Source organism: Bacteroides salyersiae WAL 10018 = DSM 18765 = JCM 12988, assembly GCF_000381365.1.
In the GTDB taxonomy this organism is placed as follows: domain Bacteria; phylum Bacteroidota; class Bacteroidia; order Bacteroidales; family Bacteroidaceae; genus Bacteroides; species Bacteroides salyersiae.
Genome location: NZ_KB905467.1, coordinates 1,230,612 through 1,253,316 on the forward strand (window position 1 = coordinate 1,230,612; position 22,705 = coordinate 1,253,316).

13 protein-coding genes and 1 tRNA gene are annotated in these 22,705 nt (G+C 43.4%); 8 read left to right on the forward strand and 6 right to left on the reverse strand.

The window, feature by feature from the left end:
• Positions 1–30 precede the first annotated feature (30 nt).
• Positions 31–765: a hypothetical protein gene (locus tag HMPREF1532_RS16470; RefSeq protein ID WP_005932016.1), complete on the reverse strand. Its 735-nt coding sequence runs from the start codon at positions 763–765 to the stop codon at positions 31–33.
• 1,153 nt (positions 766–1,918) lie between these two features.
• Between HMPREF1532_RS16470 and HMPREF1532_RS16475 the strand changes: the two genes are divergently transcribed.
• The 7 genes from HMPREF1532_RS16475 (at position 1,919) to HMPREF1532_RS16505 (ending at position 13,116) form a co-directional block, all read left to right on the forward strand.
• On the forward strand, positions 1,919–2,491 hold the full coding sequence (locus tag HMPREF1532_RS16475) for a DUF3575 domain-containing protein (RefSeq protein WP_005932020.1): 573 nt from the start codon (positions 1,919–1,921) through the stop codon (positions 2,489–2,491).
• Positions 2,492–2,497: 6 nt separating this feature from the next.
• A complete protein-coding gene (locus HMPREF1532_RS16480) occupies positions 2,498–4,024 on the forward strand; it encodes a DUF3868 domain-containing protein (RefSeq protein ID WP_025819048.1) in 1,527 nt (508 codons plus the stop codon).
• A 91-nt stretch (positions 4,025–4,115) separates the two neighbouring features.
• Positions 4,116–5,807, forward strand: a complete 1,692-nt coding sequence (locus HMPREF1532_RS16485) for an Mfa1 family fimbria major subunit (RefSeq protein WP_005932026.1) — start codon at positions 4,116–4,118, stop codon at positions 5,805–5,807.
• A 317-nt stretch (positions 5,808–6,124) separates the two neighbouring features.
• The gene (locus tag HMPREF1532_RS16490; RefSeq protein WP_005932031.1) at positions 6,125–7,108 is read left to right on the forward strand and encodes a FimB/Mfa2 family fimbrial subunit; all 984 of its coding nucleotides are present in this window, start codon (positions 6,125–6,127) and stop codon (positions 7,106–7,108) included.
• A gap of 12 nt (positions 7,109–7,120) precedes the next feature.
• Positions 7,121–8,164, forward strand: coding sequence for a hypothetical protein (locus tag HMPREF1532_RS16495; protein WP_005932034.1), 1,044 nt, complete (start codon positions 7,121–7,123; stop codon positions 8,162–8,164).
• A 48-nt stretch (positions 8,165–8,212) separates the two neighbouring features.
• Positions 8,213–9,853, forward strand: coding sequence for a fimbrillin family protein (locus HMPREF1532_RS16500; RefSeq protein ID WP_005932037.1), 1,641 nt, complete (start codon positions 8,213–8,215; stop codon positions 9,851–9,853).
• Between the two features lie 35 nt (positions 9,854–9,888).
• Positions 9,889–13,116, forward strand: a complete 3,228-nt coding sequence (locus tag HMPREF1532_RS16505) for a hypothetical protein (RefSeq protein ID WP_005932040.1) — start codon at positions 9,889–9,891, stop codon at positions 13,114–13,116.
• 139 nt (positions 13,117–13,255) lie between these two features.
• On the opposite strand, the gene HMPREF1532_RS16510 is transcribed toward HMPREF1532_RS16505, so the two are convergent.
• The 4 genes from HMPREF1532_RS16510 to HMPREF1532_RS16525 form a co-directional block, all read right to left on the reverse strand.
• Positions 13,256–13,329 (reverse strand) — tRNA-Arg (locus HMPREF1532_RS16510).
• Positions 13,330–13,418: 89 nt separating this feature from the next.
• A complete protein-coding gene (locus tag HMPREF1532_RS16515; RefSeq protein ID WP_025819046.1) occupies positions 13,419–14,876 on the reverse strand; it encodes an AbgT family transporter in 1,458 nt (485 codons plus the stop codon).
• Entirely contained in the window at positions 14,866–15,594 is a 729-nt protein-coding gene (locus HMPREF1532_RS16520) for a DUF5932 domain-containing protein (protein ID WP_025819045.1), read from the reverse strand. The genes HMPREF1532_RS16515 and HMPREF1532_RS16520 overlap by 11 nt, the downstream gene beginning before the upstream one ends.
• Before the next feature lie 66 nt (positions 15,595–15,660).
• A complete protein-coding gene (locus tag HMPREF1532_RS16525) occupies positions 15,661–19,983 on the reverse strand; it encodes a DUF5113 domain-containing protein (RefSeq protein WP_005932048.1) in 4,323 nt (1,440 codons plus the stop codon).
• A 285-nt stretch (positions 19,984–20,268) separates the two neighbouring features.
• On the opposite strand from HMPREF1532_RS16525, the gene HMPREF1532_RS16530 reads away from it, so the two are divergent.
• A complete protein-coding gene (locus HMPREF1532_RS16530) occupies positions 20,269–21,207 on the forward strand; it encodes a ribose-phosphate pyrophosphokinase (RefSeq protein ID WP_005932052.1) in 939 nt (312 codons plus the stop codon).
• Between the two features lie 277 nt (positions 21,208–21,484).
• Here HMPREF1532_RS16530 and HMPREF1532_RS16535 read toward each other — a convergent pair whose 3' ends face one another.
• Positions 21,485–22,636 carry an MORN repeat-containing protein gene (locus HMPREF1532_RS16535; protein ID WP_005932053.1) on the reverse strand — a complete coding sequence of 384 codons (1,152 nt, stop codon included), beginning with the start codon at positions 22,634–22,636 and terminating at the stop codon, positions 21,485–21,487.
• Positions 22,637–22,705 lie beyond the last annotated feature (69 nt).

A 22,705-nucleotide genomic window follows, 5' to 3' on the forward strand; every position in this document is an offset into this window, starting at 1 on the left:
GCGGTTTCCGTATTTCGATTAATGCTATTTTTAATTCAAGCTCTCCTGAACTTGCGTCAACATTTTTTTGATTTCTGCTCTTTCCGGAGACAAGGTTGCGGCTTCTTGAAGATAATCGGCTGCCTTTTTAAAATCAGCATCGGCAGCAGCTTTTTCTGTTGCGTATTTATCTGCATCCGAGTTGGCTAAAGGAGCAGCTTTTTTTAATACAGTAGCACCATTATTATAAAATAATACACCTAAACTGTAAAGAGCATCCGTCTTCCATTTTTTTCCGCTTAATGTAGTCACCTTCTTATAACTTTCTTCGGCTTTTGCGATATCATTCGCTTTCTGGAATTTTTGTCCTTCTTTCAGATAATGGATTGCATATAATTTTTCCATAGTCTTATTACCCGGAGCTATTTTTAATCCAGCTTCCAGTGTTTCTACCATTTCTGCATTTTTTTTTAAATCCTTCAAGGCACCGGCTTTGCGTGCATACGCATTGGCTACATTATAGTTTTTCTGAATGGCAACATCAAAGTACTTCACAGCATCGGCATATTTCTTTATTTGATCTGCACATACACCACAGTTGTATGCCATTACGGAGTCCGAATTGTTCGTCTGTTTCAGATACGCATCATACTTAGTGAAAGCAACTTGATAATTCTTTGCATTTAAAGCATCATTTCCTTCTTTTTTCAATTGGTTAGGATCGGTTTGAGCAAAAATACTGCCAGTGGCACAGCACATGGCAACTAATAAAATAAATTTTCTCATGGTTTTTATGTGTCTTTTTAATTGTTTATCGTTCAAATGTAACAAGAAATGAAATAAACAGCAAAGCTATTTAATTTTTTATAGGCTCTTTCACACTACGAAACATACAATTTACCGTATATTCAATATGACATTGTTTATTTTATCTTCCAATGAGATAACCTTTTCCATAAATTGAAAACTTTCTCATGGAATTTCAAATGAAATTTCATCCAGCTTTTTATACAGATAGATACATGGGTAATAAAGAGGTTGGATTTTACCTGAATGGAGGTATTGGTAAATGGTAAACAGGTGATGTAGGGTTTTGCCGTTTCTAAAATACTTTTTGAATATCTGAAAATCTCTTTTATAATTGGGGCAGATTAAGAAACAGATATCGGTCTTTTTCACTGTTTTCGTAATGCTTTTTGAAATGAATACAAAATTGCATTAGGTGCTTTATGATAAATTGAATTATATTCTGATGTAATTTGTATGAAGTAGAAAGTCTTTTTGCCTTATATGTATTATAATGTGATATTCTGTCATGGAATTATTTCGGGATGAATACTGGAATGTCGAGCGTAATGGGTAAGAAAATGATACGGATAAAAGAATGGTTGTGTTATTACGTTATTTGACGGTTAATTTTAGATTTTCTGTTTGAGTATTTTCGATTATTGAAAATATCCCCTACTGATTTGTTTGAATATTGTAAAGTGCGATTTGATATACTGTTTCTTTTGTGTATAAAGTAATGTTTATTTTGTGTAGCCCCGTTATTAGTTGCTTCATTATTTTTTTATTATCCATTTCAGAAATTGATATGTTTTATCTTATCTTTTAATACTCCGATCTTTGTAATGTCGAATTAGTGTAATTTTAGATGTCATGTCAAAGGGAAAAAACGAGTATAAATAGTGCATATAACTTTTTGTTAGAGATTGCAGTTTTATGTTCGATGATTGGACAAGTTTGAATACACTACACTAACATTTACTTAGATGTATATCTCGGCAAAGGTAGTGAAAATTTGTAATATTTATCTAATTAAGAAATTTAGTTTATTTCAATGATAATAGAAGATGCTTATAGCAATAGAGTTACAGTTATGTTTGATGGGAAAGGATCTGATCACGGACATAACTTCATAAATATAAAAGCGGTATAGATGAAAAAAGTATTGATGCTTATACTTATTATAGTCGGATGTTCTGTTTCCGAAACGAAAGCCCAGAAGGTGGCACTTAAAAGTAATCTTCTGTATGATGCTACTGCTACCATGAATCTTGGTTTGGAGTTTGGATTGGCACGTAAATGGACATTGGACATTCCGGTGAATTATCATCCATGGAAACCGGCGGATGGTAAACGTTTACGCCACTGGGGAGTACAACCGGAAGTTCGCTATTGGTTTTGTGAGCGTTTTAACCGTACCTTCATGGGATTGCACGGACATTATGCCGAATTCAATGTAGGAGGATGGCCGGACTGGTCGTTTATCAGTAAAAATATGCAGAATAACCGTTATCAGGGACATCTATATGGTGGTGGTGTTTCTATTGGACATTCGTGGATATTGAAGAAACGCTGGAGCCTTGAAGCATCTGTCGGAGTGGGTTATGCACGTATTGTTTATGATAAATATCCATGTACGCAATGTGGGACAAAGGAGAAAGAAGATAATAAGAACTATTTTGGCCCTACAAAAGCAAGTGTATCACTTATTTACGTAATTAAATAAAATAGAATGATGAAAAGAAATATACAATTCATCGTATTGGTACTGGCTGCTTTATGCCTGAATACAGAGGAGGCATTTGCTCAAAACCGCTCTTATAGTGGAGATATTGGGATTGAACCTGTACGGTTGGAGCAAAGTGGAGACTTTCTTTATATAGATATGAATTTTATTCTGAAAGATGTGAAAGTAAGGACGGCACATGGGGTAGATTTTATTCCTCAATTGGTTGCTCCGGCGAATACATATAATCTTCCAAAAGTATCGGTTAAAGGAAAAGATGAATATCTGGCTTATGAACGCCGGCTTTCATTGATGAGCGCGAAAGAGAAGAGAAAGCATGTAGCACCTTATCTGGTTAAGAAGAGTAATAAGCGGACAAATGATACGATACGTTACCGGTATGTATTACCGTACGAATCCTGGATGGCCGATGCGAAACTTAATGTGCAGCGTGATGAATGTGGCTGTGGGGAAAGTACATTGATGAGCGTGCAGCCTGTGATTGACCAAGTGACACTCGAACGTATTTTATCTCCTTACATTGTGAATCCTCATTTTGCTTATGTTGAGCCGAAGATAGAGGTAGTGAAGAGCCGTGAGATACAGGCTGAATGCTTTTTGGATTTTGAGGTGAATAAAATCAATATTCGTCCGGAATATATGAACAATCCCCGGGAATTAGCAAAAATCCGTGTAATGATCGATGATTTGAAATTGGATCCCAGCATAAAAGTAAATAGACTGGATATCATCGGGTATGCCTCTCCGGAAGGAACTTTGGCTACAAATAAACGTCTTTCTGAAGGACGTGCTATGGCTCTTCGCGATTATCTGGCATCTCGTTATGATTTTCCGCGTAACCAATATCATATCATATTTGGTGGTGAAAACTGGGATGGCCTGATAGACGCTCTTGAGACACTCGATATGGACTATAAGAATGAAATGCTTGACATTATTCAGGATATTCCCATTGAGAAAGGACGGGAAACAAAACTGATGCAGCTTCGTGGAGGAGTGCCATACAGATATTTGCTGAAAAATGTTTTCCCGAGTCTTCGTGTTGCTATTTGTAAAGTGAACTATGATATTAAGAATTTTAATGTGGACGAAGCGAAGGAGGTGATAAAAAGACGTCCGCAAAATCTGAGTTTGAATGAGATGTTTTTGGTGGCTAATACTTATCCGAAAGGTTCGCAAGAATTTATCGATGTGTTTGAAACGGCTGTCCGGATGTATCCCGACAGTGAAATAGCCAATATGAATGCCGCTACTGCTGCACTTTCGCGTAATGATCTGATTTCTGCAGAACGATATTTGAAAAAGATGGAATCTCAAGAGTATTGGCCGGAATATAATAATGCGATGGGAATATTGACCTTGTTGAAGGGAGATTATGAATTAGCAGAAGAATACTTGAATAAAGCCCGGGAGTTGGGGCTGGATGTAGCTACGGATAATCTGGAAGAGTTAGCGAAGAAAAAAGCGAATATGAACGAAATAGAGAAAGCGAATAGAATGAGAATTAAATAAAATGACAACGTATAGAAGAACTTTTTCAGATAAAAGATTCTATGAAAGTGAATGACTAATCTATATTAATTACTAATAATTATTTTGTGTTATGTTGAAAATTAAATCAATTTTAATGTCATTGTTAGCTGTGGCGGCATTGGCGAGTTGCTCGAACGAGAATGACGACATCACTGATGGCGGCGAAAAAAGAGACTACGATGTGGCTTACATGTCGGTTAGCGTAGCCGTTCCTCAGGGAACGAGAACACGTGCTGCCGGTTCATCTGGTGAAACAGACGCACTGGACTCTGAAACTAAGATCAAGGAGCTTTATTTGGTTCTGTTTGATGACCAAAAAAAGGTGGTAAAGGCTGATGGTGCAACTGCGTATTATACTATATTGGGCGAATCGCAGCTTTCACAAGTTGATAATGCTCCTGTTAGTCCTTTAGAACCAATTAAGGTATCTACGGAGTCTGCATACTTACTTACTATTGCTAATCCGGGCGCTAAGTTGAAAGCTCTTTTAAATGGTATAGTAGCAGGTAATGGATATGCGGATATTAACAAAGAATTTTCTGTAGCAGAAGATCTTGCTGAAGATGATAACTCTTACCTCATTGCGGAGGTTGCAGACCTTGCTGATAAAGGACATGGCTGCACAATGATTAATGCCGGTGCATTTGATGATCTTATTTCTGATGAATGGAATGCCGATTGTTTAGTTGATGTTGCAGCTTCTGTAGTTAAAGCGAGTGATTATAAAACTGATACCGAGGCAAAAGAAGCAGCAAAAGGAAAGAAGGCAACGATTCAGATAGAACGTCTTGCATCCAAACTGGCAGTTACACTTAAAGGTGATGGTCTTACCATAGAAATAGTACCTTCTACTGCCAAATTTGAATTCAAAGAATGGACAATTGATTATGTGAACTCCAGATTCTTCCCATTTGCTACGAAAACAAAGCTGACAGCGACTCATACTGGTGCTGCGTATAAGTCTAATTTCTATACCGAAGATCCAAACTTTGATGCTGATGGTACTGGTAAACATCTTGTTGGTATTATCAGTAACAAAATTGTGGACTATAACCCTAAGGCGAAATGGTATAAGCACAACCTGTTAACTGTAGCAAAAGAAGAGGACAAGAATGTTGCTTATTGTACGGAGAATACAATGGCGGCGGCTGACCAGGATTTTGGTGCTGCTACCCGTTTGGTTCTTAAAGCTGTGTACACACCTTACACTGATTTTGATGACGATTGGTATCAGACTTTTTTCAATGGTACTTATATCAATTACAAAAATCTTGGTGAATTGCAAACTGCTTATAATGATGCTACTGGTATCGATGAAGCGGATAGAGATGCTGTAGAAAAGTTATTGGTGGAATCCTGTGACAAATTTATTAATAAGTTAAATAGTGCGTTCCCGACAGCTGGACTTGCTGCTGATTTTAAAGATCTTACCCAACAATCGCTTGACGATCTTACTATTACCAATGGTGGTGAAGTTGCTAAAGAAACAGGTATTCGCTGGTTCCAGAAAAGCTTGAACTACTATTACTATCAAATTCGTCATGATAACACTACTGACATCGGACATATGGCATATGGAAAGTATGGAGTCGTACGTAATAACTATTACACACTCAACTTGACAAAAGTTAATGGTGCAGGTACACCGTGGTATCCCGATGTAGAGGAGCCGGAGGAAGAAATCGATAAAAAAGGTGCGTACCTTCACTTTGAAATTGAGGTGGCTCCGTGGATCTCTTGGGGTACTGATTTCGAAATCTAATAAACAATTTGTTTGACTAAAAAGTCAGTTTTGGGAGCTGACTAAAAAGCAAGTATAAAATGCTTTTTGATCAGCTCCTTCAACTTTTTATTTATGTAAGATGTTCTGGTCGATATCGACCACTCAAAGTAAACCAAGCCGTGTGACAGGCTTTTCAAAAACAGTACGAAGATACACTGGCGCACCTTTTCGAGAAAGAAATGAGTGATAAAGCAGCGCCCCTAAAACTGAAATAACCGGAGACCGCTCAATACAGAGAGGCTCTGACTATATAACCGGTAATCCGGCAATAAGGATACCCCTAAAACAAAAGAGAGATGTTCGGAAAAACCAAAATGCAGTTCCTTGTCGTTGTTTCGATGTTCTTTATGGCCTCGTGCGACAGTATATACGAAGATTTGCCCCGTTGCGAACTTTGGTTGGAATTTACTTTCGACCACAACATGGAATATGCAGATGCATTTGATCCACAGGTTAATTCAGTGGACGTATTTGTGTTTGGTGATGACGATAAGCTACTTTTGACTAAAAGAGCCGAACCGACTGCATTGGTGGGTGGAAACCGTATGTCATTGGCTGATGAGCTTTCTTTTGGAAGCTACAAAATACTTACCGTGGGCAGTCTGTCCGATAGCCACCGGGTGGCGACTCATACCGGACAATCGCCGATTGTGGGAACTACCACTCTTCAAGAGATGGTTGCCGCTCTTTATCGTGAAGTAGACATGATAGATTTTCAATTTCCACATTTCTACTTTGCTCCGGTAGTGCAATTAGACCATTTCGGCACTAACGATGCCGTATGTCGTGTGAATCTGATGCGTTATACGAACCGGTTCAATATCGCTTTGATGCGTACCAATGGAACTGGGGATACGCGATACTCTTTTGAAATAGAAACACCGGACGATGCCGTTTATTCTTGGATGCAGGATGCGCCTATGGGAGAAGGCCCTGTTACGTACAGAGCCTACCATACTGATTGGACAAGATCCACTGATGTGGAGATGGTCTCGCGTCTGAATACCATGCGTCTGTTTAATATGGCGGGTTATCGGTTTATTATAAAAAATGAAGAAACAGGTGTCGAAGTTTGGGACTACAATCTGATGAGTTTACTGAACATCGCCCGTCCTACTCTCCGCCCTGACAATACGTCACTTCCTTTTCAGGAATACCTTGACAGGCAGAGTGATTGGAATCTGGTGTTTACTGTGACCGAAAAGCCCGAAGGAGGATTCCTCCAGATAGGGCTTGTAGTCGGTCCTTGGATATACTGGCTTCATGACATGGAAATATAAGGAATGGTGATAATGAGATGTAAACCATTGTATAGTATTATTTGTCTGTTGTTGGTAGCTTTCTTGTTTTCGTGTAGCAAAAATGCAGTTGAGTTTGATGAGCAGTTGTCCAATACCCGGGCTTTGCTTAGCATCGACTTGACACAGAATGCAGGCGAAGAACAGGTTGCTATTAAGACTGTACGGTTTGTCATATTCGGCAATGCGTCGAGTAGTATCCCGTATTTGGATGTCAATGAGTTTCACGAAGAAGCCACTCCACTCGAGACTACGGATATTAAAGCCGTTATCGAAGTGAAAGGCAACAGTGATATCATGGCAATTGTTATTGTGAACGAACCGGCCGGGCTTAAAAGCGATCTTGATAATATTGGCAGTTTATCTGATCTGAAAAATATAGAGTTTACTATTGCTCAATTACTGAACAATAGTAAAGAAGAAATTGCTTTAATGCCTATGACGGGAATAAAACAAGGTATATATGTAAAGCCTGGCGAGGCGGTTAATCCGGTAAGCATGACCGTGGAACGTGCCGTATCACGAGTGGATGTCTATCTTCAAGTCACGGATGGCGGAGCGCAGACGGGATATATTAATGGCAGTACTACAGTCACTATGCACAACCTTTCTCATGAGAGTGTTTTGGTGAATGGATTCGGAAATATGAAAGCAAATGCACTTCCGTTGGATAAGACATGGACAGCAGGTTCGAGCGATACATGGATATACTCATCTGCTGCTGATGCGAAAAACCGGAGATTGCTTTGTTCATTCTATACCTCCGAGCGTGCTTTCACCGACTCCAATAAACCTACTATCAGCATGACGAATATCCGGAAAGGTGCACAGCCTACAGATGTCATCGGAGTGACCCGGCAGGAGTTGGGACAGATTACACCTACCGGTGGTGGGCAGTCACAAGATTTTGAGGGATTTCAACGGAACAATGTATACCAGATAACGGCTAAGGTAGGTAAACTGGGCATACAAATAGTGAGAGTATCGGTGGAGCCATGGGGTGATCCGAAAAATATAGACGTGGATGTGGAACTGTAACATACTGGCTGCTGATAGGTAAAGTTTTCATTCGGAAAAAGAAAAAAGATGATAAAGTTAAGAAATGATAGTATCAAAACGATGATGATGGTAATCCTCTTTCCGGTTATTTTCTTTTCGTGCATCGAAGAGGAAATGACGTGTGAAAGGGTGCCAATGGCAGTGCATTATGTGGGCGCTGGCGGAAGTGTCGTGACCAGAGGTACGGAAATTTCTTCGGCAGACGATCTGAAAGGGACTAAATTCGGTTTGTTTGCTTCTTTGACACCGGCTTCTCTCGTTACGGAAACATACTTCAACGCGAGTGCCACAGTAAATGATAATTTGACGGCTACGATATCGCCGGGACAGTTTTGGCCAACCGTGCAGAGCTCCATGAAATTCTTTTCGTGGTATCCTTTTGATGGCGGCAACCACCCGATTGCCAACTTCGACAATCCTGCAGAGATGGTGTTGACATATAGTGCTTCTACTGATGCTGCTGCCCACAAGGATGTGATGGCAGGTGTGACACAGACATCTCAATGGGGTGCCGGTATAAATGTACATTTCTATCATACACTGACTAAAGTCTCCTTTACGTTCAAAAAGAAAGATCCGGCACCCGAAGAGTTAATAATCGAAAAGATCCAGTTCCAAGGTGTGGGAGCAGAAGGGAAACTGACCGTACCCAGCATACCGACTGCAACAACAGAGAGTGGCAAACCTGCTTTTGTCTGGAACAATATCACTACGGGGACTGTAACTTCCGATCTGGCTTCTACCCCTACGGCTCAAAAAACGGTGGGTACAGTTGCTACTCAAATAGGTGACACGTTCTTTATGTTGCCTGCCGTTACCTTTTCGGATGCTGCTAAAATGATAGTCACCACCAATCATGGTATTCGGGAATTTCTGCTTAAGGATATTGCCGAAGCTGTTGGCAGCAAACATTCCTGGCAGTCGGGCGAGCACATTAACTATAATATGACAATGTCTAATGAAGAATATACGATAACCGCTACCCCCTTACCATGGGAATGGGATGAAAACTCGGTAAATGTGATTTTCGACGGGCAGTATTACCTTAAGCTCTCACAAGGAAAAGTACGGTTGGGAGCCAATGGAGCCACAGTAAATATAACTGCTGAAACAAATTATGATGCGGATCCGAATACCGGATATCCGGTAGGTGCATTACTCAATAAGACGGGGATGGCTACGTGGGCTACGGTAACGATGGGTACTCCTACACTCTCGGGGACAGTGCGTACTTATGACATTACGGTTGTAATTCCTTCATACACAGCAGTTGCTACGGAAAAACGGGAGACACAATTTTATATTGATGCAGGTAATCTACACCACAAGATACTGCTGGAACAGTGGGGTGGCACCGGGGTATGGCTCACTTCAAGTGAAACTTTGGATACCAATGATTTGGGAATCGGACTGACGAAACGGCGTGTACTTACCTTTACTTCGGGCAATCCGGGAAATTGGACTTGGGAAGTAACCGGCGTACAAGATCCTGATAAGATTCTGCTCAATTGGGATACGATGTTCGGATCAAAAGGTGGAAATGGCGGAGTAATCTATTTTTATTACAATGCCGGTACCAAGGAAGGCACAACTGCTACGCTGACAGTGAGTAATACGAATGGCGATAATCCGGATATAACGGTGACATTGGCCGTTCCGCAGTGGTAAATGATAGGTTACGCTTTAAGAAAAGGAGACGAATTATGATGAAATATATATCTTTAGTACTCAATAGAAGTTTTCTTCTATACACTTTGGTAGCAGCAATTTGGCTCACCGGTTGTGTAGAAGAAGAGTATACGAATTCTCCTAAAGGGACCGGCGTCAATATCCCGTTTGCTCTAACGATTCCCGACGTAGATATCCCCTCTCCCATTTCCCGTTCAATGACGGGAGCGGCCGGAGGATACAGAGAAGACGAGATAAAGAATGTAGACGTTCTGGTGTTCGAAGAGTCGGAAAACACCCCCGGACAGTATTTGTTTATGGAATGGAAGCCCGTCAGCACTAATATTACACAAACATTGGATGGTGGTACCTCTGCGGCAGAATTTTCTGTTGCGCTTACTCCTACTTCCAGGCCCACTTACGTTGTGCTACTTGCTAACAGACCACTCGGCACTGCAGCATATGAAAATATCTTGAAAGGTTTTGTGAAAGGATCAACAACGAAAGCTGCTGCAATGGCGCAGATGATTCATAGCGGTGATCCTACGCAATGGCCGGCCGACGGGCCGAATGACAACGGTAAATATCTGCCGATTCCCATGTATGGAGAGGTAAAGGTGTCGAAACTTGCCTATGCTGTCTCTATACCCGATATCAATATGAAACGGATGTTGGCACGTATTGACATTGCCAATTCCGTATCGAATTTCACAGTGGAAGAAGTATATCTTGTCAATTATAATAATGCCGGATATTTGTCTCCGGTATGGGATGCAAACGGAGTGGTAGATGTTGCAGCAGATGATCTTAATATTCCTGTTGCCAATGATAAGAAAGTGGGCATCGATCCTGCCAATTATCATCTTGTAGCAGGCAATACGCCCTATGTCGGAAACATCTATACTTTCGAAGCCTCTGCCGCCGTAGATGATGCCGGTGGCAATGACGGAGCTGCGAGCCGTAAAGACGCTGTGTGTCTGATTGTAGGAGGACGGCGTACCGGAGAAACGTCTACAACTTATTATCGGGTGGATTTCACCCAAACAGGAAAGACGGGAGAAGATGTAGAATACCTGCCTTTGTTGCGAAATCATAAATATATCATCAATATTACAGAAGTGTCGGGTCCCGGTTATGATGATAAACAGAAAGCACTGGAATCTTATACGGTAATGTCCAATCTTAAGATGAGACTGATCACCTATGATCGTGATAAGATAAAAGACGTGGTATACGACGGGCAGTATATGCTCGGAGTGAGTGAATCTGATGTACAACTGACTCAATACCAGATTGACAAATATGTGATAGATGTTTTTACCGATGTTCCTTCGGGATGGAAAGCTACCGTCGCTTCTGATGGCGATTGGCTTAAATTTAATGGTGGTGGGAATACCAGTACCGATGTCATTACAACGACAGGTGGAGCGAATGGCGATACCAGTTTTGCACTGCGTATACCCTATTGGTATCATGGAATAACCGGAGATTCGCGCACGGCCACTATTACGTTGCAGGCAGGGAGACTGACTCATGTTATCACTTTGACACAGACAATGATAGAGCCGGGAGTAATTCGTTTTGTAGACGGCTACGGGAATGAAATAGTGGATGGATATGTTTTTCCACTCAGGAGTGACAACCCCAATAATCCGGAAGAAGCTCTTGAACCGCAGGTTTTGTACGCCGTGTTCTCTACACCCAAGATTGCCGTACGTCGTGGGGGTGGCACTATTTTTTATCCTAACGGAGGTTTAATCCCGGCTTTGAATACCTCGACTTCCCAGTTTTTTGTAGACAGGGTACAAGCATTCAGTATCCAGCCGGATCCGTTGAGGGCCGGTGATGGAGGAAATCTGTATTGGCGTACGGATGCATTGAATTTTGACCTGTATGATGAAGCGGACAAATACCTCGGTAACAGACCTTTGCCAATTATTCAGCAGGAACGGACTTTTTCATTCCGTTTTCTTGCAAATACGGCAACCCGTACATTTGACGTTGATTTGGGTGCAGAACAATATCTGCAGTTATTTGTGAATCATAATTGGAAGATTGCAGGTATAGAAGAAGTGAGTGGGACCGAGTTGATACGTTCTACTGCTGATACAAATGACAATGATATATTTGTAGGTAGAAGTAATGCAGATTCTAAGATGTATCAGTCATCCGTTGTCGGTTCGGATGAAGATGACGGCAAAGGAAATGCTGTGAATGGCCGTGGATACGACTTTAGATTAAAGATTATCCCCGGAAAATGGGCAGAGGGAAAAACAGGAATGATCAAGATTGATTTCGATAACGTATTCTATGCAGGATCGGGTGTTTTAAGTAAGTATCCGTTCCGTCTCATTATGTACCTGAATATGGTGAGCAGGAAATTGTCTTATACGGATGCTTCTTCACAACCTCAATTTTATCTTTATCCGCTTCGGTTTGAGGAACGGAAGTCGTCTGAAACTAATAAAGGACTTCAGTTGAGTGCTGCCAATGCGGCCGCTACGTGCGCAGAGGTTGGTGATGGATGGCGGTTGCCTAATGCCAATGAGTTGATATTATCGTATATTTATCGCGATGTCTTAGGAGGAGTTGCTGCCGGTGAGGACAGCTATACGAGTCAAAATATAGAAGGATGGTATATCAGTGAAACTCCGGCGAGTTACGATTACTATTGGTCTGCATCGACTTATTCAGATGGTTCGGGTTTTCCTTTAAATTTAGCAAGTGCTGCTTCTGGGAAAAAGAGCACCGGTGATAAGGCTAATTTTCGTTGTGTCCGAAACGGACCTGCCAGTGGAACGAAGTATCCTTATCTGAGTGGAAAAACGATTATATCTCGTGATGCGGCAGGGGGAGTTCAGTCTTCAGTATTGTTAGGCTCAGAAAGTCCGTCGCAAAGTAATAAAGTTGCCCCTAAATTGGAAGTAGATCTTACCAGTAGTGTTGGTAATTGGACGACGGCTAATAGCGTTTGTACAGCAAAAGGCTGGCGTCTGCCCACTCAACGGGAAATGTTGCTCATTCTCAGTATGGGCGGTGGAACGATTCCTCTTACACAAGGGACTGGATTTAGTAATACGACAGCTTGGTCAAGTGGATTTCAGGCAATTGCCGGATTTCATTGGACGCAAACTCTCCACAGTGGTAGCAATTATTATGCAATTAATCCCAGTAATGGTACTAATGGATATGAACAAAACGCTTGGGATGTAGCAACGGGTCCGGACTGGATGAATTATAGATGTGTCAGAACAGTGAACTGACCTAAGGTTGTGCAAATGTGTTACGTAAATCCTGTTTTATAGTGATTTTAAATCTCAACTGAGCCGACCTTAATGTTGTGTAATCATAAAAAATAAAACCGCAAGAGCTTTATAATTAGCTGTTTGCGGTTTTATTTCGTGATTCCGAAGCGATTCGAACGCTTGACCCACGCCTTAGAAGGGCGTTGCTCTATCCAGCTGAGCTACGGAACCATCCTTAATTGCGGTGCAAAGGTAATGCTTTTTGTGAAATATCAAAAACATTTCTATACTTTTTTTGTATCCATTTGTCCGGGAAAAGGCTATAAACCTAATGGTAAGCCTGTTAAATACCACAGAATAAACAACAAAGTCCAGCTTATCAATATGTAGACAGAATACCGCCATGTATACCTCAAAAGAGAGAGATAAGAGGATTGCTTATCGTATTGCTGCATATAAGTCAACACTAAGGGCATATAAAATAAAAAGGGAGTAATGGCGTTGGTGGCACTGTCTCCGATGCGGAAAGCACATTGCACCACATCGGGCGTAACTCCCATTTTGGCAAATATAGGAACAAAGATGAAAGCCATAAATGTCCATTTGGAGGTGGCGGATACCATGATGAGGTTTATCATGGCACTGAACAGGATAAACAGAACAAGGGTAGGCAAATTGCCAAACTCGACAGAAGAGAGCAGATTGGCCCCCATAATGGCGAGGCATTTGTCTAAGTGCGAATATTCGAAACAGGCGAACATTTGTGCCGCAAAGAAGGCGATGACGAAATAAACGCCTAACAATTTCATCGGCTGGGCCAGTCCGTCTATGACATCGGCATCCGTGCGATAACGACCGGAGCTGAAACCGTAAACCGTACCCATCAACCCGGCTCCCAATGACAGGAGGAATAGAATACCCATAATGAAAGGAGATCGCATCAAGTTACCGCTTACTCCGCGTAAAATGCCATAAGAAGAAAAGGTGGACCACAGTACGATAGCCACATAAATCACCCCCACGATCACCGCCATCGTCAAAGCACGGCGTTCTTTGCGGGAGAGTGGCTTATAACCGTCGAAGTGCGTGCTACCTTCATAAGTGCCCATTGCCGGAAGCAGCTTCCGGCGGGTCACCCAATAGGCTACGGCCGTTATGAGAAAGGTAGAAGCAAACATAAAATAATAGTTGCACAACGGCCCTGTATCACCGTGTTCTATCCCGCCGGCCACGGCAGCTTCTTCCGTAGTCCGGGCAAGTAGCGGATCCATGGTGCTCAATACGATATTGGCACTGTATCCACAGGCTACAGAGGCATAAGCCGTTATGATTCCGGCTACCGGATGCAAACCGACGGAATGAAACAAGGTGGCGGCAATGGGAAGCAAAATAATATAACCGGCATCACCCACTACATTCGAAAGCAATCCGAGGAGGATCACCCAGAGAATAATCTTGTCTTTATCCTGCTTGCCACGAATTCCATGACGAATGCATGCATTTATAAATCCGGAATGCTGTGCCACACCGATTCCGAACATGGCTACAATCACCATCCCCAAAGGGGCAAAACCGGTGAAGTTGGTGACCATGTGCCGTAACAGCCAGCGAATCCCTTCCGGACTGAGCAGGCTCTGCACACGGATCTCTTCTCCTGTCTGTGGCAGCATCACACTCAATCCATAGATTTCGAATATCCATGAAAGAAGTACGACCACCATCGTGAGCACAAAAAACATAGTGGCCGGATGGGGCATGCGCCATTTGCTACTCTTCATCGGCTTCGAGGTTGTCAAGATCGAGAATTCGAAGTTCGAGCGCACGCACTACTAGACGGGTGGCATTCACCCCTACCCGCTCGCCGTTCGGAAACAGCCGGCCTACCAAGTCGTTCTGTCGCTTTTCGAGTGATTTTACTCCAAAAGGCATGCCTTTGAGGTTGGCGATCATCTCTTTGGTGTATCCCAGTGCCAGATGGCGCAGGAAACGTTCGTCGTATTCGTCTATATCATAATTGATAACTGCTTCCTGACGCTTTGCATCGTTGGCAACAGACGCTTTGAAGCGGTCCACAATCTTTTCCAGTATGGGATAATTGAACACCAGCTTTTTGCCATCCATTACGGCCTGCACGTCTGTTTTGGTCAATAGCTCACCTGTTTTGAGGATAATGCCGTCGGCACCGGCATCCAACACATCGACCCAGAGTTTTTCGTTCAATATTTCGCCGGTAAAGATAAGTACACGAACTCCTTTGTATCGTTTGAATATATTGCGGCAGATATCGACTCCGATTGTTGTCGAGCCTCCCAAACCGAGATCGAGCAGTACCAGATCCGGTAGCCGGGCTTCTATCAACGGCCAGAATTCGGCTTCGGTCATGGCGGTTCCGATTACTTCCGCATTGGGTATTTCGTGGCGGAATATCTCCTCCGTGCCTTTCAATTCGAGTTTTACATCTTCTACGATAATTACTTTAAATTTCTTATCTTCCATCGTTTCGTTACATATATTGTTATGACTCATTAGATATATTGTTATGTGGCTTTACATCGGTTGTCATTACCGTTTCGGTAGAGTGAAGTAAACGGTAAAGCCTCCTTCCTGTGCCGGTTCGGCATTGATACGGCATCCGCGGCGTCCGGCAAATTCATCATGGTCCCGGATGATCTGTTTGCATATCAGGTATTCCGTTCCCCTCAGTTCCCCTTTCTCACCGGAGGTCATTCGTGCCAGATTGGGATAGAATAACTTATTGAGTTCGTCCACACTCTTTTCGCGACGCGTATCGGTAAAGAGGAAACGGATGTAATTCCCGTCTTCTGCAGCATGCAATTTTAATATCCCGTCTTCATGGACGGTGAGCGCTTCGTCGATCAGATTTTCAAGAAGAAAACGAAGCTGGTTGATGTCTCCGATGATTCTTTTTTCTGTCGGCTCCGTCAGAAATTCGATCCGGCTTGTTTTCCCTTTGCTTGCTTTCCGGAAATATTTCACGGCATATTCGCACAGGTCGGCTACGGAAATCGTGCTGCGGCGGAAGGTTACCTCTTCCAATTGCCGGGCAGCGCACGAACTCAGTATGGTAAAAATGCCTTTGTAATATTCTATCAATTCGCTGATGGCTTCTACATTTTCCCGTTCTTCCTCTTCCGAAAGGTTTTGTGTATTCAGGCGTCCTACGATCTGTTTGATTTTGTTGGGGTAGTATATCGTTTCGTGCTTGATCGTCGAAAGGCAATTGTCGAGCACCATATTTTGCACATGCAGCATGCTGTCTTCCCACGAGGCACGTTGCGCTTCTTCGTGTGCCGATTCGATGTCACGGTACTTTATTGCCAGTTTGACTACTGCATTAAACACCACGATGGCCACATAGCGGGCCACCAACTCGAACAGCAGACGGTCTGTTTCCTGCGTTGTCCCTTCCCGGCGTTCTAGATAGAGTACGCCTACACATTGATGTTCTCCACCGGCATCCACCACCAGCGGAATGGCTTGTGAAAGCCCGTCGGACAGATATTGCTGTCCGTTGAAACATTGCTGCATAAGTTCCGGCATCCTTTCAAGTCCGGGATTGGAGGCAAATTCGAGCCGGTGTGTCGTTTCATTGTATACGGCAAGGCTGAGCCGGTCGATTGTAAGCAACTCGTTGATGGAGTCGAAAGCCTCATTGACCAGCCGTTGGGGGATTTCTTTCAAGGTATCCTCTTCGCGTTGCAAGGCTTCGGCGGGTTCCTGCGCACGGATCAGGGAAGAAGCAAATACTTTTTTATTGATTTCGAGAATCTGTTCCAGATTGAGCCTGTTGAGCAAACGCTTGCGTATATAGATGAGATAGTAACCGGCCAGCGAGATGACGAATAGCAGAATACAGAGGATAACTCCTACAATCTTATTGGTAGTGGAACGCTCCAGTTCGCGGCAATATCCTTCCAATGACTGGTCTTCGCTCTGCAATTTGTAGAGTGCCGTGAAAGCTGCATTGTTATAGTTGTATCCTTTCAACTGTTTCAGTGCCAGAAAAGCGACGGCTGCTTCATTCCGCACATCCAGGATGGCATGGAAGTCCGAATCGAACATTTCGTTCCACCAAGTCAGTTCGGCGGGTATTTCTTCGCCGACCAGTTTCATATATTTCTGCGGATGGCGGGCATATTTTTCATAATGCCTGTTCAATATCATGATGGCCGAATCGGCATATACCAGCGCATCTTCGTAATACCCGTCTACGTTGGCAAAATAGGCGGCATTGGCATAGTCGGATGCTTCATTGAGCAGAGTTTCATAATCCGGATCCGTTACCGTTGCGATAGAATCGCCTGTCACCGGACCGGTAGCCTGTCCTGTCCCTCCGGTGCAGGAAGAAAACAGGCAAGCAGGCAGTAGGATGCACAATAGTATACCTATGGCCTTACGTATTCCCAATGGCAGCCGGAAGTAAAACCGGCTGCCATGTCCCGGTTCGCTTTCCACGTTGAACATGCACACCCGGAACAGGTTGTTTGTTTTACGGTATTTCTCAATAATCCCTTTGCAATTCATCAGTCCGAAGCCGCTCCCCTTGCTCAACCGCAGGGCTTCCGCGTCTTCGGCGGTTTTCGTGACGTTCATGCCGATGGCGCGCGAATCGTATACTTTCTCGCCGATGATGCAGGATACGTCTTCGGCCGAAAGGCCGCGTCCGTTATCTTCTACCGATATTTCCACGTATTCCTCTGTCTGACGGGCATAGATTCGCACGACTCCTCCTTCGGGAGTATATTTCCGGGCATTTTCGGCCAGTGTATTTATCATGAAAAGAGTCAGGGCCTTGTCGGCTTTCACTAAAATTGGAGCCGGCTCTATATCGAGTGTCTGTCTTTTCATTTCGAATGCCCTCCGGCCTTTTGACAGGAGTTCGAAAAGCTCGTTCAGGCTGAAAGTCTCGATGTTCAGGCTCAGTGTACCTTGTTTCATTTTGATCCACAAGGCGAGGATGTCATTGTATTCGTTGATGGTGGTTACCAGTTCGTCGATGTACTGGTATTTTTCTTTTTTGATAAGCGGATCATTGATAAATCCTTTGTCCGTCAGTTTGCGTACCTCGTTGAGTATGCGGTCGATATAGGGATTGATGCCGTTGACAATGGCAAGGCATGCCTTTTTTATCAGGTTCTGGCGTTTGTTGGCAGCAATGTGTTGTTCGTAGACATACCGTTGCTTTTCCAATTGGTTGCGTTCGTCGCTCAGCGAAGCGATGGTCTGTTCGTTGTCCATAGCCCAATCCACATAGGGAGTCAGTACATGTATCAGGGCCTGTTCGTCGCGGTTTAACCGGTGTTTGGGGATGAAACTTGCTTTGCCCTCTTCATTGACTTCAAGAATTATCCTGTTCGGCCCGAACAGGCGGTCGATCCCTTCCTGAACAAGGGGAAGATTCATTGGGATGGAAGCCGTTATATCCCGGCATAATGCCAGGGTTTGTTGTAACCGCTCCGTATAGATACGGTTTTTTACTTTAGAACGCTTATTGAAGATCCAGAATAAAATGACAACCAACAGCAATCCCACCGCAACAAAGAAAAGTACGATATTCAGTTGCTTCGATTCCGCTTCCAGATAAGCGTAGCGGCTTTCCAGTTCTTTGTCCTGACGGGTATCGTTCAGGATATCCAGATAGATATTCCGGTTATAATCGGATTCCGGCTTCATACCCAAACCGGCGTAAGAGACGCTGAGTTGTTCGCGGATACGGGATATCCATTCGGGCACGGTCTTCACCCGTTCCTGCCCTATCCACGTCATCTCGGTGAAAATCGTATCTGTGTTTACGAAAGGCTGTAACTTGTCCAGCGTATCCGTAGCGTGGTGGTAATATAAAAGATGATGCTGATTGACACATTTCAGGGCTTTGCTCAGCGAATCGAGGGCTTCGGAATAGCGGCCGTGGGCATTCAGATATTTTCCGATGGAGACGTATGCACCGGCTATCTGATACAGATCGTCATATTCTCTGAATATTTCCAGCGCTTTCTCTGCCAATCTCAACGGCAGTAGGGAATCGACGGGCATACCCAACTGTTTCAGGGCGTGCGGACGTCTGGAAAGAAACAGTTCGAAATTATCTTTTGGGGTCAGCCGGTCGGCCAATCCCTGCATACCGTTTCCGGCAAAATAGAGATACCCTTTCCGGGAAGCCAACCGCCAAGTGGTGTAGAGCTCGTCGAATTCACCGAGTTTACGTTCGTCCGGCGTATCTCCGTCGCACAGAGAAGCCGATCCTTTGATGTAATGAAAATACAGGTATTGGCTGGTATCTGCCCGTAAGGATTCGTCCTGAGGGATTTTATCGAGCGAAGCCATTGCTTCGGGGCGTTGCTGGAGATAATAGTAATAGACGGCGGAAACGATGAAAAACTCCGTAAAAGCGAAATTCACACGCAGCATTTCATATTTGTCGGTGAACACGGTGCTGTCTTCACGGATACGTTTCATTCGCCGGACGGCGCTGTTACGGTAGTCATAATATTCTTTATTCATGCCTGTGCGCTGATAGATTTTCATCAGCCCTATATCGGCAATGAGCAGTTCCAGCTCGTTTTTGGTAAGACCATACACCTCCTTATATATTTTTTCGGCACGTTCGAAGTCCATTTGCATAAAAGCACAAAAACCCAGATTGTTGCATGCCTCCGCTTTCCCCTGTTGGTAAAGGCGTGCCTGTCCGTATGCCTGTTCTGCCGGAAGATAAGACGAATCAAGGTTTTTATAACGGTAAGCATATGCCCGCCGGTTTAAAGAATCGATAAAGCGCACCTCTTTGGTCGGTGCTGTACCGACGCATGAGAAAAATGCCGTCAACAACAGCACGCATAAGATATACAAAGGAGTACGATGATTCATTATCAATAATTATTCAATGTGCCAATAAAATAATGTGCCAATATGCCAATGTGATCAATGTGCCAATTGGCTGCGCCGTGGCAACATACCGCACGGCATTGGCATATTGATCACATTGGCATATTGGCACATTATTCACCGGCCCATTATTCTTTTCGCAAATCTACAAATATTTCCTGTGAAATAAGAATGAATATATATTTTTTCTACAATAAGTCTTTTAGATTGTCGGGAGATTTCATACCTTTGCACGCAAATTAACAAATAGGTAACAACTATTATAAAATGAGCGAAAAAGCACCCTTTATGGTATTCTCGGGAACCAATTCGAGATACCTGGCAGAGAAAATCTGCGCCAGCCTCAATTGTCCTTTAGGAAACATGAACATCACCCATTTTGCAGATGGCGAGTTTGCTGTTTCTTATGAAGAATCAATCCGTGGTTCACATGTATTCCTGGTTCAATCCACATTCCCTAACTCAGACAATTTAATGGAACTGCTCTTGATGATAGATGCGGCAAAAAGAGCATCGGCAAAGAGCGTAATTGCGGTTATTCCTTATTTTGGTTGGGCACGTCAAGACAGAAAAGACAAACCTCGTGTCTCTATCGGCGCTAAACTGGTGGCCGATCTGCTTTCGGTGGCCGGTATCGACCGTTTGATAACAATGGACCTTCATGCCGATCAGATTCAGGGATTCTTTAACATACCGGTAGACCACCTGTATGCGTCGGCTGTATTCCTGCCTTATATACAGTCATTACACCTTGAAGATCTGGTTATTGCCACACCGGACGTGGGTGGTTCCAAACGTGCAAGTACATTCTCTAAATATCTGGGTGTGCCTTTGGTGCTTTGCAATAAATCGCGTGAAAAAGCCAATGAAGTAGCTTCCATGCAGATCATCGGTGATGTGAAGGGTAAGAATGTAGTATTGATTGACGATATTGTAGATACGGCCGGCACCATTACGAAAGCTGCCAACATTATGCTGGAAGCCGGAGCCGCATCTGTCCGTGCTATTGCCAGCCACTGTGTAATGTCAGATCCGGCATCTTTCCGTGTGCAGGAATCCGGCCTTACTGAAATGGTATTTACCGACAGTATCCCCTATGCTAAAAAATGCGCTAAAGTGAAACAGTTAAGTATTGCCGATATGTTTGCCGAAACAATCAAACGTGTGGTAAATAACGAATCAATCAGTTCACAGTATATTATTTAGTAGTTAAGTAGTCAAGTAGTAAGTAGTTAAGTAGAATGGATTCATTCTGTGACTATTTATTACTTGATTCTTTTTGAGATATATTTGATCTTAGGATATGAGAAAGCCAACTGATCCATTGCGGAATTAGTTGGCTTTCATTTTATTTGTAAATTATTGATTGATCTATCTGATCCATTGACTGTTTCTTCTGTACTGCTACCCCATTTACGGAGTATCCCCTACTTACTACTTAACTACTCTACTACTTGACTACTTTCTTGACTACTTTCTTGACTCATTCCAGCCTTCCGAATTTGTATGTTCCTTTCCGGGTTACTTCTCCTTTGCTGTTCTTTTCTACAAACGGGCCGTGTTTTTTACCTTGTTTGAAAAAGCCTTCATAGCGATTTCCGTCTTTATCTTCCTGGATACCTTTTCCTTCTTCCAGGCCGTTTACAAAGCCGCCTTTGTATTTCATTCCGTTGGTGAGGATTAATATTCCTTCTCCGTTGGGCTGGTTGTTTTCCCATTCCCCCTCATAGCTGTCGCCGTTGCTCCAGGTGTATTTCCCGTGCCCGCTACGTTTGTTTTCTTTCCAGTGACCTTTGTATACAGCTCCGGTAGCCCAAGTGAATGTACCTTCGCCATCCTGCATGCCGTTTCTGAAATTGCCTACGTATTTGTCGCCGTTGGCATGGTAGTAAACACCGGCTCCGGTACGTTCGCCTTGGATATACGCACCTTCGTAGCGGTCGCCTCCTAAATAGAATACGCCCTTGCCATGTTGTAGATCGTCTACCCAGTCGCCTACATATTTTTCTCCGTTGGTATATTCGAATGTACCTTTGCCTTCGCGGACATCATTCTTCCATTCTCCGTCGTATTTGCAGCCGTTGCTCCAAGCCAGCACCCCTTTACCGTCTTTCTTGTCGTTTTTCCAGGTTCCTACATATTTGGAGCCGTCTTTCCAGGTATATGTCCCTTCGCCTTCGCGCTTGTCATTCACCCAGTCGCCTTCATAAACATCCCCGTTGTGATAATACATGATACCCTTTCCGTGCTGGTAGTCTTGAAACCACATACCATCGTAGCGGTTGTTGTTCATGAAGTAGAAAATACCCTTTCCGTGCTGTTGGTCCTGAAACCACTGGCCTTCATATTTCTCTCCGTCCGGGAAGATATAGGTGCCGAAGCCCTCTCTTTTCCCTTTTACGTATTCGCCTTCGTAGACATCGCCATTCTTGAAAACGGTTTTCCCTTTACCGTTAGGCTTTCTGCCTTTCATCTCTCCGGTGTATACGGAACCGTCTTTGAACGTATAGTTTCCGATTTTGATTTCTGTGGAGAAGGTGTCTTTAATTTTACCAAAGAAGCCCCCCTTGCTTTGCGCCACAGCGCCTTCTTGAGAGAGAAAAACCAATATGAGTGCAGTATATAGATATTTCATTGATTTATACAAATTACTGTTTACAGATTACATGTGTTGTGTACAAAGATACGATTTATCAACCAAAAC

Bases quoted from the DNA above. Each gene is read 5' to 3' on its own strand.
- HMPREF1532_RS16535 (WP_005932053.1), bottom strand. From the start codon at position 22,636: ATGAAATATCTATATACTGCACTCATATTGGTTTTTCTCTCTCAAGAA.
- HMPREF1532_RS16470 (WP_005932016.1), bottom strand. From the start codon at position 765: ATGAGAAAATTTATTTTATTAGTTGCCATGTGCTGTGCCACTGGCAGT.
- HMPREF1532_RS16515 (WP_025819046.1), bottom strand. From the start codon at position 14,876: ATGAAGAGTAGCAAATGGCGCATGCCCCATCCGGCCACTATGTTTTTT.
- HMPREF1532_RS16500 (WP_005932037.1), top strand. From the start codon at position 8,213: ATGATAAAGTTAAGAAATGATAGTATCAAAACGATGATGATGGTAATC.
- HMPREF1532_RS16505 (WP_005932040.1), top strand. From the start codon at position 9,889: ATGATGAAATATATATCTTTAGTACTCAATAGAAGTTTTCTTCTATAC.
- HMPREF1532_RS16520 (WP_025819045.1), bottom strand. From the start codon at position 15,594: ATGGAAGATAAGAAATTTAAAGTAATTATCGTAGAAGATGTAAAACTC.
- HMPREF1532_RS16490 (WP_005932031.1), top strand. From the start codon at position 6,125: ATGTTCGGAAAAACCAAAATGCAGTTCCTTGTCGTTGTTTCGATGTTC.
- HMPREF1532_RS16475 (WP_005932020.1), top strand. From the start codon at position 1,919: ATGAAAAAAGTATTGATGCTTATACTTATTATAGTCGGATGTTCTGTT.
- HMPREF1532_RS16525 (WP_005932048.1), bottom strand. From the start codon at position 19,983: ATGAATCATCGTACTCCTTTGTATATCTTATGCGTGCTGTTGTTGACG.
- HMPREF1532_RS16480 (WP_025819048.1), top strand. From the start codon at position 2,498: ATGATGAAAAGAAATATACAATTCATCGTATTGGTACTGGCTGCTTTA.
- HMPREF1532_RS16495 (WP_005932034.1), top strand. From the start codon at position 7,121: ATGAGATGTAAACCATTGTATAGTATTATTTGTCTGTTGTTGGTAGCT.
- HMPREF1532_RS16485 (WP_005932026.1), top strand. From the start codon at position 4,116: ATGTTGAAAATTAAATCAATTTTAATGTCATTGTTAGCTGTGGCGGCA.
- HMPREF1532_RS16530 (WP_005932052.1), top strand. From the start codon at position 20,269: ATGAGCGAAAAAGCACCCTTTATGGTATTCTCGGGAACCAATTCGAGA.